The following is a 13,236-nucleotide window of genomic DNA, read 5'->3' on the forward strand; positions in this document are numbered from 1 at the left end:
CACACGTGGCGGCCGCACGCACGCCGACGGGCGAATGACCGCCGCCATTCGTGGCGGCACCGGCCGGGCGTCAGCCCGCTGGCACCGACTGTGGGCCGTCAGCGTCAGCCCTCTGGCACCGCCTGTGGGCCGTCAGCGTCAGCCCTCTGGCACCGACTGTGGGCCGTCAGCGTCAGCCCGCTGGCACCGCCTGTGGGCCGTCAGGCGTCGGTCGCGGCGACCGCGGGCTTGTGCCTGCGGAGCAGCGCGGAGCCCGCCAGGGCCGCCGCCACCGCGGCGCAGGCCAGCACCGTTGTGGTGGACCCGGCGAAGGACCGGCCGAGGCTGTCCCTGAGCAGGTGCACGGGCCCGAAGCCGGCGGCGAGCGAGTGCAGCACCAGCGTGCCCACGGCCGCGGTCGCGCTGGCCGCCCACGTCCAGACCGTGTCCTGCACGGTCAGCATGACCGCCAGGACCAGGCAGAGGACGGTGATGGCCAGGGACACACCCGCCGCGAGGTCGCCGGCGCGCAGGCCCGCGATGTCGGTGGGCAGGTGGATCGCGGCGACCGCGAGGAGCGCGACGGCGGCGGGCCAGCGCAGGACGGAGGCCAGGGCGGGCGCCGCGCGGCGGGTCCGCGCGGGGCCCGAGCCGGGGCGGCGCCCGGCGAGGCGGCCCGCGCCGCCGCCCGTGGCGGGCGGCTCGTCGGTGCCCCGCCCCTCCCCCTCGGGTCGCTGTTCCGGCCAGGCGTGCCCTGACGTGTCGGGGCCGGTCGGCTCCGGGCCGCGGATCGGCGAGCCGTCGCTCTCCGGGCCGAAGATGGTGACCAGGTGGGCGACGTCCTCGATGGGACGGCCCATCGCCGCCGCGCGCAGGGTCGTACCGGCCTCGCCGTCCGCGTGCGGCGGTTCGTTGAGCAGGACGACCAACTGCCGTACCTCGTCGACCGGTCGGGACACGGCGGCCAGCCGCAGTGCCTCGTCGGCCGGACTCGGCGACTCGCCGTTCTGCTTGAGGAGGTTGACCAGACTGGCCACTTCGACCAGCGGGCGGGTGGTCGCCGCGGTGCGGAGCAGGGTGTGCCTGGGCTCGTCGCGCGTGGCTATGGGGGATCGCTCGTCGGGGGATGAGCTGGGATCAGATGACATGGTGCGTATTCCTTTGCCGAACTACCAGGGGTGAGACTTCCCCGGCGGTCGCTGTGCGTCACGAGAGACACACGCTTAGTACCATGACATCCGATATGTCCATATTGCGCCATTCGGGACCGTTCCGGATCCCGCGGCGGCCGACTCCCAGCACACTGTTTTCCCAGCTCAGTGGCGGTGCGAACGGTTTCCGCCGGACTCCCGCTACGGCTTCCAGTACGGGGCGAGCGTGCACTGCATGTAGTGCGTCCGCGCCCAGCGCTGCCAGACCCGCGCGTGGACGGTGCCGGGTCCCGCCGCGTACTTGCCGCATTCGGGGCAGTCGGGCAGGGGTTCCGGCTCGGCGTCGTGGTCGTCGAGCTGGTGGGTGGCCCAACCGTAAAGATACGCACCGGGGTTGACGGTCGACGGATCCCTGAACCGGGCCTCCAGCTCCGCGCACCGCACGCACTCTTCTTGCTCAACACCCGTCAGCCGACTCACGTGTTCGAGACTACGTTCCGCACCGCGGCTCGCGCACGTTTTCCAGGTCGGTGTCCCCTGACCGCGTCCGGCGTGCGAATCCGCGAGCGCGGCGCGACGGCGCCGGTCGGCGGCGAGTGCCCTTGCCGGACCCGGCCGCCGCCGCTTCCCGTTCCGCACCGCCCGCGGGCGGGTGTTCCCGTCACCAGGGAGCGCGCGCCCCTGCGAGCCGCCCCGACGGGCAGGCTCGTGCGCCAGAGCCGGCCGAGGAGGACCCGATTCCCCACCGCCCGCCCACCTGCTCGGTGTCCCCGCCCCCCGGTCATCCGCCCGCCGCCGCCCCGTCGTTGTGTAAGCGCGGCAGCGCGGCCGGGGCGCGGGCGAGCCCGAACTCGCCTACCGCATGCTGCTGGAGCGCGACTGCCCGTCCTGGCCGTATCCGGTCACCATGGGCGCCACGACGGTGGGGGAGCGCTGGGACTCCGTGCCGCCGGACGGCTCCGTCAATCCGGGCGGGGGGGGACGTCGTTCAACCACTACGCGCTCGGCGCCGTCGCCGACTGGCTGCACCGCACGGTCGCCGGGCTCGCCGCTGCCTCCCCCGGCTGGCGGCACATCCGCGTCGCGCCCGTGCCCGGCGCCGGTCTCACCCGGGCCCGCCCCCCGCACGAGACGCCGTACGGCAGGGCGGAGGCCGGCTGGCGGACCGAGGGCGGCACCCTCACCGTCACGGCCGTGGTCCCGCCGAACACCCGCGCCGAGGTGCGCCTCCCCGACGGCCGGGCGCCCTTCGGCGTGGGCTCGGGACGCCACGAGTTCTCGCTCCCGTCCTCCCCCGCGCCCCGGCCATGACCGCGTCCGGCCCTAGGGGGGAGAGATCTCTCCCTGGGCCTGTCCGCGCGTGGGTGCCACGCTGAAAGAGACCTGATCAGCAGGTCTGCGAATGCACCCTTCCAGGCAGAGAGCGAGACGTACCCCCATGCGGGCAACGTTCATGTACAAGGCCGGGGACGTGCGCGTGCAGGACGCGCCGGACCCGACGATCGAGCAGCCCACCGACGCGGTCGTACGCGTCGTCCGTTCCTGTGTGTGCGGCAGTGACCTGCACCCCTTCCACAGCCTGTCCGCCACGGACGGCCCGGTCCCCATGGGGCACGAGTTCCTAGGTGTCGTCGAGGACCTGGGCGCCGAGGTCTCGGGACTGAGCGTGGGCGACCTGGTGGTCTCCCCGTTCGCCTTCGCCGACAACACCTGCGAATTCTGCCGCGCGGGCCTGCACACCTCGTGCCCGCACGGCGGCTTCTTCGCGGCGGGCGGCGTCGGCGGCGCCCAGGCCGAGGCGGTCCGCGTCCCGCAGGCCCAGGGCACCCTGGTGAAGCTGCCCACCGGAGGCGACACCGCGCTGCTGCCGTCGCTGCTGACGCTGGCCGACGTGTACGGCACCGGCCATCACGCCGCCAAGCAGGCGCGGGTACATCCCGGCGACAGCGTCACCGTCATCGGTGACGGGGCCGTGGGCCTGCTCGCGGTGCTGTCCGCCAGGCGGCTCGGCGCCGAGCGCGTCATCCTCATGGGCCGCCACAAGGTCCGCACCGACCTGGGCCGTGAATTCGGCGCCACCGACGTCGTCGCCGAGCGCGGCGAGGAAGGGATCGCCAAGGTCCGCGAACTGACCGGAGGACACGGCACCCGCGCCGTCCTGGAGGCGGTCGGCCACATGCCCGCGTACGAGACGGCCGTCGGGGTCGTCCGCCCCGGCGGAGTGATCAGCCGAGTCGGCGTCCCGCAGTACGCGAACGCGCCGGTCGGTTTCGGCAGCCTCTTCGGCCCCAATGTCACCCTGACCGGTGGCCCGGCTCCCGTGCGCGCCTACATCGAGGAGCTGCTGCCCGGGGTGCTGGACGGCACGGTCGACCCCGGCCGGGTCTTCGACCAGACCGTGTCGCTGGAGGACGTACCCGAGGGGTACCGGGCCATGGACGAGCGCACCGCGCTCAAAACGCTCGTCATTCCGTAGCCGCTCCCCCGCGGGACCGACGCGGTGAGGGACGGAGGGAGGCCGTGTCACGGCCTCCCTCTTCGCGTGCTCCGCGTATTCCATGGACCCATGGAGTACACCAACCTGGGAAGCTCAGGACTCAAGATCAGCCGTATCACCCTGGGGTGCATGAGCTTCAGGCGGTCGGGCACCGGCCGCGGCTAGGCGTTGGACGGCCCCGAGGCCGAACCCCTCTTTCCTGCGCGCCCGTCGTACCCAGACCAGCCCGCGGTCCGCCGGCCTCACCCCCGGCCCGGGGTCCGCCGCACGCCCGGCCTGCGCCGCGAGGAACTGGCCACGCTCTCCGGGGTCAGCATCGACTACTACACCCGGCCGCCCGCGAGGTCTTCCCCGACTGGGCGGACCAGATCCGCGGCTGTGTCGCAAGGCCGCCACCAGAACCTTCCAGCACCCCCAGGTCGGCAGGATCACCCTCGCGTTCAAGGGCATGGCCCTCGAAGGCACCGCGGGCCAGCGCATGGGCATCTACACCGCCGCCCCCGGCACCCCCGGACCACGACGCGATGCTCCTGCTCGACATGACCGCCCCCCGTACCGCGCCGACGCCGTCGCGGCAGGAGCGCTGAGTGACCGTACGGCCCTGCCCGGCACGCGCACGGTGGTGCGGCGCCCGCGCGGCTCGCCGCCGGATGCGGTCCTGGCCGGGACATCCCGGTCACCGTGGTGGCCGTCGCCTACGGCGCGTCAGATCAGCTCCCTGTGACGGGAGTGGTACCTGTTGACGGACGGTCGGGTGGGGAGTTCACTCTGCGAGCGGTTTGCCTACGGTTCCGGTCCTCGACAGGAAAGAGATCCGTGTCCACACGTCTCTTCGCCCCGCGTGCCGTCAGCGGCCGATCCTTACGCGTCAGGGCGTTCCTCACCGTCCTGGCGACCCTCCTGGCCCTCGTGACGGGCGCCGTCGTGGCAGGACCCGCCGCGTCCGCCGGGACGAACAGGTCGAACGGGCCGAGCGGGCCGAGCGGGCCGAGCGGGCCCAGGGAGCTTCCCGCCAGGAATGACGCGACGACGGGGAAAGCCCGCACGGCGACCCTCGCCGCGCCCTCCGCCGTCGACACCTCGGTCGCCGAAGCCGCCGTCACGCGCCTGCTCGGCCCCGATCACGCGCGCCAGATCGACCTGCGGGGCATCGCCGCCGGGTCGGGCCAGGACCGCTATCTGATCGAGGCGGCCGGCGGGCGGGTGCGGATCAGCGGCACCACACCGGGCACGCTCCTCGCGGGACTCGGCCAGTACCTGCGCGTCGTCGCCCACGCCGACATCTCACTCAACGGGGAGCAACTGCGGCTGCCCGACCGGCTGCCCCTGCCGTCCTCCCCCATCGGCCGGTCCGCGAACGTCGCCCACCGTTTCGCCCTCAACGACACCGACGAGGGGTACGCGGGCGCGTATCTGACCTGGCAGCAGTGGCAGCGGCGGATCGACGTGCTGGCGCTCGACGGCATCAACGAGATGCTGGTCTACGAGGGGCAGGAGGCCGTCTACGACAAGACCTTCCAGCACTTCGGCTACTCCGACGCCGAGATGCGCGCCTGGATCCCGCAGCCCGGCCACCAGCCGTGGTGGCTGCTCCAGAACATGTGCTGCGAGAACGGCCCGATCAGCGCGCAACTCCTCGACCAGCGGGTGACGCTCGGCCGCCGGATGACCGGCTATCTGCGGCAGCTCGGCCTCACTCCGGTGCTGCCCGGCTACTTCGGCACCGTCCCGCCGGGCTTCGCCGCGAAGAACGCGGAAGCCCATGTGATCGCGCAGGGAACCTGGAACGGCTTTCCCCGGTCCGACTGGCTGGACCCGACGACGGCGCTGTTCGGCCAGGTCGCCGACGCGTTCTACGGCGAGCAGAGCAAGCTGTTCGGCGACAGCTCGATGTACAAGATGGACCTGCTGCACGAGGGTGGCCAGGCGGGCGACGTCAACGTCGGCGACGCCTCCCGGGCCGTACAGAACGCCCTCGACCGGGCCCACCCCGGAGCGATCTGGGCCATCCTCGGCTGGGAGAGCAACCCGCGCGAGGAGACCCTCCGGGCCGTCGACACCTCCCGCATGCTCGTCCTCGACGGCAACTCCGACACCACGGGCGCGACCGACCGCGACCAGGACTACCTCGGGACCCCGTACGCCTTCGGCACGATCTGGAACTTCGGCGGCAACACCAACATGGGCGCGAGCATGGCGCTGTGGAACACGAAGTTCCATGCGTGGCTCGCCAAGCCCCGCACGGCCCTGAGCGGTATCGCGTTGATGCCGGAGGCGATCGACAACAATCCGGTCGCCGTGGAGTTCTTCGCTGATCTGGCGTGGGAGTCGTCGGCGGTCGACATGGACACCTGGATGGCCGCGTACGCCACGGCGCGCTACGGGGCCGCCGACCCGCACGCGGTGGCGGCCTGGCAGATCCTGGGCCGTACGGCGTACTCCTGGCCGGGCGACACCGGGACCAGGCACACCAGCAGCATCTTCTCGATCCAGCCCGGTCTGTCCGCGACGGCCGGTTCGGTCCCGTACGACCCGAAGGACGTCCAGCGGGCGTTCGGCGAACTCCTCCAGGTGGGACAGCCGTCGCGCGGCAGCACCGCGTACACGTACGACCTCGTGGACCTCGGCCGTCAGGTGCTGTCCAACGACACCCGGACGCTGCTGCCGCGGATCCGCCAGGCGTACACGGCCCGCGACACCGCCGCCTTCGACGCGCTCAGCGGGCAGTGGATGACCAAGCTGAATCTGCTGGACACGCTGCTGGGCGCCGACGGCACGTCGCTGTTCGGCGTCTGGCAGAAGGAGGCCGCCGCACAGGCGCCGACTCCCGCGGAGGCCAGGCGCCTCGAGTACGACCTGCGCACGCTGGTCAGCGACTGGACGGAGACCCATCCGATCCAGGACTACGCGGGGCGCGAGTGGAACGGCCTGGTCGGGGACTACTACGGGGCGCGCTGGCGGACGTTCTTCGACTCGCTCCGCACCGCGCTCAGCACCGGCGGTGCGCCGCGGGCCGTCGACTGGCGCGCGGTCGCCTCGACATGGGTCCACAAGGTGGCGCGCTATCGGAGCACGCCCACCGATGACGCCTATCAGCAGGCGCGGAAGGTCGCCGCGTATCCGGCGGGGCATGTGGACCTGGCCGCGGACCCGAAGGCCGGGCCGCCCGGCGCGACCGTGCGGCTGACCGCGGTCTTCACCAACGACAACGCCCTGTGGCCCACCGGCGCCGCGAGCTTCGCGCTGACCGCGCCGGGCGGCTACACCGTCCGCCCGGTCGGCGGTGCCACGCCGTCGGTGCCCGCGGGCGGGACGGCCACCGCCGCCTGGGACGTGACGATTCCGAGCGGCGCCGCACCCGCCGGCCTGGCGCGTCTGACGGCGACCGTGCGCTGGTCGTCGGACGGAGCCGACGACGCGGTGTCGGCGACCGCGGCCGACACGACCGACGTCCTGGTGTCAGGACCGGTGGCCGAGCCGTATCGCACGGCGTCCTCCGCTTCCCCCGCGTCGATCGCCTTCGCCCAGCACGGCGACGTCTTCGGCATGGCAGGGGGCGGCGCGGACATCGGCGCGTCCACCGACCAGTACGGCGCCGTCTACCGCCCGCGGTGGCTGACCTCCGGGCAGGCCGTCGGCACGGAGGTGCTGGAGCAGGACGACAGCGGCCCCTGGGCGCGCGCCGGACTCGTCGTGCGCGCGGACCTCGCGCGGCCGGGAAGCCCCGGTTACGCCGATCTGGCCGTCACGCCGGAGCACGGCTGCGTGTTCATGTGGGACGCCGACGGCAACGGAACCCTTGAGCACTCCGCGTCGAGCGGCGGATTCACCGGTCCTGTCCACCTGCGGATCAGCCGCGACGGCGACACCTTCACCGGCTGGTGCAGCCAGGACGGCACCGACTGGACCCGGGTGGGGTCGGCGCCGCTGCCCGGCGCCGCGCCCGCCGAGGACGCCGGTCTGCTCTTCTCCGCGGTCAACGCGTCCACCCACCGTCAGGGCGCCGCGCGGTTCGACGGGCTGACGTTGGCACCGTTCACCGCGCGGGACACCTCGGGCGACACCGTACTGAGCCTCGGCAGGCCGACGACCGCCCTGTCCTACGAGGCGGGCAGCCCGCCCTCCGCGGCGGTCGACGGCGACCGCACCAACAAGACGTACTGGGCGAGCGCGATGGCCGGCGGCGACACCTGGTGGCAGGTCGACCTCGGCGCGGCCCACGACCTGTCGGCGGTCAACGTCCGCAATTACGTGGACGGCAGGCGCGCCTACACCTATACGTTGACCGGCAGTCTCGACGGCGTCCACTGGTTCGCCCTCGGCGGCAAGAACACCGCCGGGGTCGCCACGGACGCCGGGGACACGTTCTCCCTGACCGCCGCGGCGCGCTACATCCGTGTCGACGGCCTCAGCAACACCGCCAACACCTCCTTCCACCTCACCGAGGTCACCGTCACGGGCGCGGCCTGACGCCCACGGGGTGCGGCGGGGTGCGGCGGGGTGCGGCCGTGCGCGAGGGTGGGGCGCAACGGCAGGGCGGGACGACTGATGTGACGGCAAGGTGGTGGCGGACGTGCGGGCTGTGGTGTTCGAGGAATTCGGGCGGGTGCCGGAGGTTCGGGAGGTGGCCGATCCGGGATGTCCGCCCGACGGGGTGGTCGTACGGGTGGAGGCGACCGGGCTGTGCCGCAGCGACTGGCACGGGTGGCTCGGGCATGACGACGGGATCACGCTGCCGCATGTGCCGGGTCATGAATTCGCGGGCCGGATCGAGGAGGTGGGTCCCGGGGTCAGCCGGTGGCGGGTCGGCGACCGGGTGACCGTGCCGTTCGTCTGCGCCTGCGGGAGCTGCGCCGCCTGCGCCCGCGGCGACCAGCAGGTGTGCGAGCGGCAGGAGCAGCCGGGCTTCACCTACTGGGGCTCCTTCGCGGAGTACGTCGCCGTCCCGCACGCGGACGTCAACCTGGTGGGGCTGCCCGACGCCATGCCGTACGCGACCGCCGCGTCGCTCGGCTGCCGCTTCGCCACCGCGTACCGCGCGGTGGTCGCGCAAGGCCGTACGCGGCCGGGCGAGTGGGTGGCGGTGATCGGCTGCGGCGGGGTCGGCCTGTCGGCGGTGATGATCGCGGTGGCCTGCGGGGCACGCGTGGTGGCGGTGGACACCTCGGCCCAAGCCCTCGGCCTGGCGCGGAAGTTCGGCGCCTCGGTGGGGGTCGACGCCTCGCGGTCCGATGTCGACACGGCGGAGGCGGTCCGCGCGGCGACCGACGGCGGGGCGCATGTCTCGGTCGACGCGCTCGGCTCCCCCGCCACCTGTGCGGCCTCCGTGGCGGGGCTGCGGCGGCGGGGCAGGCATGTGCAGGTCGGGCTGCTGCCGTCGGGCGGTGTCGCCGTCCCCATGGACCGGGTGCTCGCGCTCGAACTGGAGATTCTGGGCAGCCACGGCATGGCCGCGCACGCGTATCCGGAGATGATGCGGCTGGTCGCGGCCGGGACGCTCCGCCCCGATCTGCTGGTCGGCTCGGTCATCGGCCTGGACGCGGCGCCGGGCGCGCTGGCCGCCCTCAGCGACGGGTCGGCCGGCGGCGTCACCGTGATCACGCCGCAGAAGAAGTGAGCGCGGGCGTGGTGGGCCCGGGCCCGGCGGTCAAGGGCACGACGTTGTAGGCGCGGGCTCGACGTTATGGGCGCGGGCGCGGTGTTGCGGGCGCGGGCGCGGTGTCACCCGTACGGACGCGGCGTGCGTCGGCGCCGTCGTGCCGTGGAGCGGTTAGCTTCGGCGAATGCAGAAATGGTCCGGACTTCCGTATCCCCTGGGCGCGACCTATGACGGCTCAGGCACCAATTTCGCCCTCTTCTCGGAAGTGGCGGAGAAAGTCGATCTGGCCGTCATCGACGCGCGCGGGCGTGAACAACGCACCCCGCTGGCGTCGGTGGACGGATCGGTCTGGCACGCGTATCTGCCGGGCGTCGGTCCCGGCCAGGCGTACGGATATCGCGTGCACGGCCCGTACCGGCCGGACAGCGGGCACCGGTGCAATCCGGCGAAGCTGCTGGTGGACCCGTACGCGAAGGCCATCGACGGCCAGCCCGACAGCCACCGGTCGCTGCTCGGTTACCGCGACGACGGCTCGGACGAGCCCGACACCGCCGACAGCCTCGGCCACACCATGCTCTCGGTGGTCGCCGACCCGGCGTTCGACTGGGGCGAGGACCATCTGCCGAAGCGGCCGTACCACGAGTCGGTGCTGTACGAGGCGCACGTCAAGGGCCTGACGGTACGTCACCCGGCGCTGCCGGAGAAGCTGCGCGGCACCTACGCGGGAATGGCGCATCCGGCGATCGTGGAGCACCTGACCGAACTGGGCGTCACCGCCGTCGAATTGATGCCGGTGCACCAATTCGTGCAGGACGGCCATCTGCGCGACCGTGGCCTGTCGAACTACTGGGGCTACAACACCATCGGTTTCTTCGCGCCGCACAACGCGTACTCCTCCAGTGGCACGCGCGGTCAACAGGTCACCGAATTCAAGGAGATGGTCAAGGCACTGCACCAGGCGGGCATCGAGGTGATCCTCGACGTGGTGTACAACCACACCGCGGAGGGCAGCGAACTCGGCCCGACGCTCTCCTTCCGCGGTATCGACAACGCCTCGTACTACCGGCTCGTGGACGACGACCCGCGGCACTGCTTCGACACCACCGGCACCGGCAACAGCCTGCTGATGCGGCACCCCAATGTGCTGCAACTCATCATGGACTCACTGCGCTACTGGGTGACCGAGATGCATGTCGACGGTTTCCGGTTCGACCTGGCGTCCGCGCTGGCCCGGCAGTTCCACGAGGTGGACCGGCTGTCCGCCTTCTTCGACCTCGTGCAGCAGGACCCGGTGATCAGCCGCGTGAAGCTCATCGCCGAGCCCTGGGACGTCGGCGACGGCGGGTACCAGGTGGGCAACTTCCCCGCTCTGTGGAGTGAGTGGAACGGCAAGTACCGTGACTCGGTACGGGACTTCTGGCGTGGCGCCCCTTCCACCCTGCCGGAGTTCGCCTCCCGGCTGACCGGCTCCTCCGACCTGTACGAGGGCAGCCGCCGTCGCCCGCGCGCCAGCGTCAACTTCGTCACCGCCCACGACGGTTTCACCCTCCGCGACCTGGTCTCGTACAACGACAAGCACAATGAGGCCAACGGCGAGAACGGCAACGACGGGGACAGCAACAACCGTTCGTGGAACTGCGGCGCCGAGGGCCGGACGGAGGACAAGGAGATCCTGGCCCTGCGGGCCCGGCAGCAGCGCAATTTCCTCGCCACGCTCTTCGTGTCCCAGGGCGTGCCGATGCTCGCCCACGGCGACGAGTTGGGCCGCACCCAGCTCGGCAACAACAACGTCTACTGCCAGGACAACGAGATCGCCTGGGTGGACTGGGACCTGGACGAGCCCCGGCGCAATCTGCTGGCGTTCACCCAGCGCGTCATCGCCCTGCGCTCCCGGCATCCGGTGCTGCGTCGACGGCGCTTCTTCCGCGGCGGGGACGGCAAGGGCACGCCGGATCTGGTCTGGTTCCGCCCGGACGGCCGCGAGATGGAGGAGGCCAACTGGATGCGTGAGGACGCGCACGCGGTGGGCGCCTTCCTCAACGGCGACAGCATCCCCGAGCCCGGCCCGCACGGCGAGCGCGTCACCGACGACTCCTTCCTCGTCCTGGTCAACAGCCATGACGAGCAAGTGGACTTCACCATCCCGGCCGGTGCCTTCGGCGACGGCTGGCAGATCGTCGTGGACACCGCCGTCGAGTCCGACACGGGCGGCCCGGACGGACCGGGCATCCCGGCCAACGCGGTGGTGCCGGTGCACGCGCGGTCGATGACCGTACTGATCCGTCCGCGCACCGACTGAACCGACTGAGCGGCGAGCCGAACGCCCGGCCCGGTGGACTGACGGCCGGCCGGGCGGGCTGACGGCCGGGCGGGCTGACGGCCGGGTGGACTGACGGCCGCGTGAACTGACGGCCGGGCGGGCGCGAGTCCGCTCAGCCGGTCGTCGTCACCGGGGCGCCGGGCGGACCCGGGACACCGTGCGCACCGGGGAGGAGTGCCAGCAGGGCCCGCTTGTCGGGCTTGCCGCTGGGTGCGACCGGCATCGCGTCCAGCACGGTGACGGTGGCGGGCACGGCCGCCTCGCCCAACTCGGCGCGTACGGCGCCGCGCAGGACGTCGGCGGTCGGCGTGCGCCCCACGACGGGTACGACGAAGGCGTGGGCGGCCTCACCGGTCGTCTCGTCGGGGGCCCCGACCACATAGGCCTGGTCGACGTCCGGGTGGGCGGCGAGCGCGGACTCGATCGCTCCCGCGTAGTGCAGGATCGCGTTGACGAAGATGACGTCGCGGGCGCGGCCGACCAGGCGCAGGTAGCCGTCGTCCGCGAGGGTGCCGAGGTCGCGGGTACGGATCCAGCCATCGCTCACCACCTCGCGGGTCTGTTCCTCGTCCTGCCAGTAGCGCGACATGGCGCCCGCGCTGCGGACCCAGATCTCGCCGGGTGTGCCCGGCCGCACGGGGCGCCCCTGGGGATCGCGCACGCTGACATCGACGCCGGGCATCGGCCGGCCGACCGAGTCCGTCACTTGCTCCGGACGCTCGGCCAAATCCTCGGGGGTGAGGAGCGCGAGCATGCCCGTCTCGGTCTGCCCGTACCCCTGGTGGACGGCGGGGCCGAGCCGGTCGGCGGCCTCGGCGAGCCGGTGCGGCGGCAGCGGTGAGCCCGCGACGAGCAGGACGCGCAGGCTGCTGGTGTCGATGTCCTCGGTGCGCAGGGTGTCGAGGATCTGGTAGAGCCGGGGGACGGTGCACAGGCACGCGGTGATGCGGTGGCGCTGCCAGATCTCCGGGAAGGTGAGCGGGGCTTCGGGGATCACGGCGGTGCCGCCGTCCAGCAGACACAGGGAGAGGTGTTCGAGCATGACGGCGCTGGTGAGGGTGCCGAAGACGAGGTAGCGGCGGTATCCGGCGGCGAGCCGGGCGGTAATCGCGCTCCACCGCGCGGGCTGCCACGACCAGTGTTCGCTGAGCGCGCGGTAGGTCTGGGCGCAGCCCTTGGGGTGGCCGGTGCTGCCGCTGGTCAGGGTGATGAGGCCGATGTCGTCGGGGCGGCCGTGCGCGGTCAGGGCGTCGGGCGATGTGTCCGCCGGCGCGGCCGACAGGTCGCGGTCCACGTCGAGTACGGGGCGGGTGCCCGCCGCCGCCAGAAGCGCGGGGGTCGCGGTCGAGTCGTCGGCGACGACCGCATCGATTCCGGTGGACAGCACATGGGCGAGCTGGCTCGGCGTCAGTCCGGGGCGCAGCCCTGTGACGCGGCATCCCAGCAGGTGGGCGGCGATCTGGGCGGCGAAGCCGCGCGGGGTGACGGCGGTGGTGACGGCCACTCCCCCGCCGGGGCCGAGTCCGGCCGCCCGCAGTCCCGCGACGCAGCGGCGTACGAGGTCGAGCACCTCGCCGCGGCTGACGGGATGTGACCGGAATTCGAAGGCCGGGGTGCCCGGATCGCGCAGGAAAGCGTCCACGAGTGGCTGGGGAAATACCGATTCGGCCGGATTGTTCACGGCGCTCTC

8 protein-coding genes and 1 pseudogene are annotated in these 13,236 nt (G+C 72.5%); 6 read left to right on the top strand and 3 right to left on the bottom strand.

What is annotated here, in order from left to right; genetic code table 11:
* Positions 1 to 200: 200 nt before the first annotated feature.
* Both ACIP4Z_RS27275 and ACIP4Z_RS27280 read right to left on the bottom strand, forming a co-directional pair.
* Complete coding sequence (locus tag ACIP4Z_RS27275; RefSeq protein WP_401312461.1) at positions 201 to 1,127, bottom strand: hypothetical protein; 927 nt, start codon at positions 1,125 to 1,127, stop codon at positions 201 to 203.
* 204 nt (positions 1,128 to 1,331) lie between these two features.
* Positions 1,332 to 1,610, bottom strand: a complete 279-nt coding sequence (locus ACIP4Z_RS27280) for a hypothetical protein (RefSeq protein WP_355349093.1) — start codon at positions 1,608 to 1,610, stop codon at positions 1,332 to 1,334.
* Positions 1,611 to 2,219: 609 nt separating this feature from the next.
* Between ACIP4Z_RS27280 and ACIP4Z_RS27285 the strand changes: the two genes are divergently transcribed.
* From ACIP4Z_RS27285 to glgX, 6 genes and pseudogenes are all read left to right on the top strand, one after another.
* A complete protein-coding gene (locus tag ACIP4Z_RS27285) occupies positions 2,220 to 2,441 on the top strand; it encodes an alpha-L-rhamnosidase C-terminal domain-containing protein (protein ID WP_401312463.1) in 222 nt (73 codons plus the stop codon).
* Positions 2,442 to 2,568: 127 nt separating this feature from the next.
* Entirely contained in the window at positions 2,569 to 3,606 is a 1,038-nt protein-coding gene (locus ACIP4Z_RS27290) for an alcohol dehydrogenase catalytic domain-containing protein (RefSeq protein ID WP_401312466.1), read from the top strand.
* Between the two features lie 220 nt (positions 3,607 to 3,826).
* Positions 3,827 to 4,214, top strand: a pseudogene (locus ACIP4Z_RS27295) (hypothetical protein).
* Positions 4,215 to 4,443: 229 nt separating this feature from the next.
* The gene (locus ACIP4Z_RS27300) at positions 4,444 to 8,097 is read left to right on the top strand and encodes an alpha-N-acetylglucosaminidase TIM-barrel domain-containing protein (protein WP_401312469.1); all 3,654 of its coding nucleotides are present in this window, start codon (positions 4,444 to 4,446) and stop codon (positions 8,095 to 8,097) included.
* A 103-nt stretch (positions 8,098 to 8,200) separates the two neighbouring features.
* Positions 8,201 to 9,244: a zinc-dependent alcohol dehydrogenase family protein gene (locus ACIP4Z_RS27305; RefSeq protein WP_401312472.1), complete on the top strand. Its 1,044-nt coding sequence runs from the start codon at positions 8,201 to 8,203 to the stop codon at positions 9,242 to 9,244.
* 166 nt (positions 9,245 to 9,410) lie between these two features.
* Positions 9,411 to 11,525, top strand: a complete 2,115-nt coding sequence (glgX, locus tag ACIP4Z_RS27310) for a glycogen debranching protein GlgX (protein ID WP_401312475.1) — start codon at positions 9,411 to 9,413, stop codon at positions 11,523 to 11,525.
* A gap of 133 nt (positions 11,526 to 11,658) precedes the next feature.
* On the opposite strand, the gene ACIP4Z_RS27315 is transcribed toward glgX, so the two are convergent.
* Entirely contained in the window at positions 11,659 to 13,188 is a 1,530-nt protein-coding gene (locus ACIP4Z_RS27315; protein WP_401312478.1) for a class I adenylate-forming enzyme family protein, read from the bottom strand.
* Between the last annotated feature and the right edge of the window lie 48 nt (positions 13,189 to 13,236).

This window comes from Streptomyces sp. NPDC088910, assembly GCF_044749865.1.
In the GTDB taxonomy this organism is placed as follows: domain Bacteria; phylum Actinomycetota; class Actinomycetes; order Streptomycetales; family Streptomycetaceae; genus Actinacidiphila.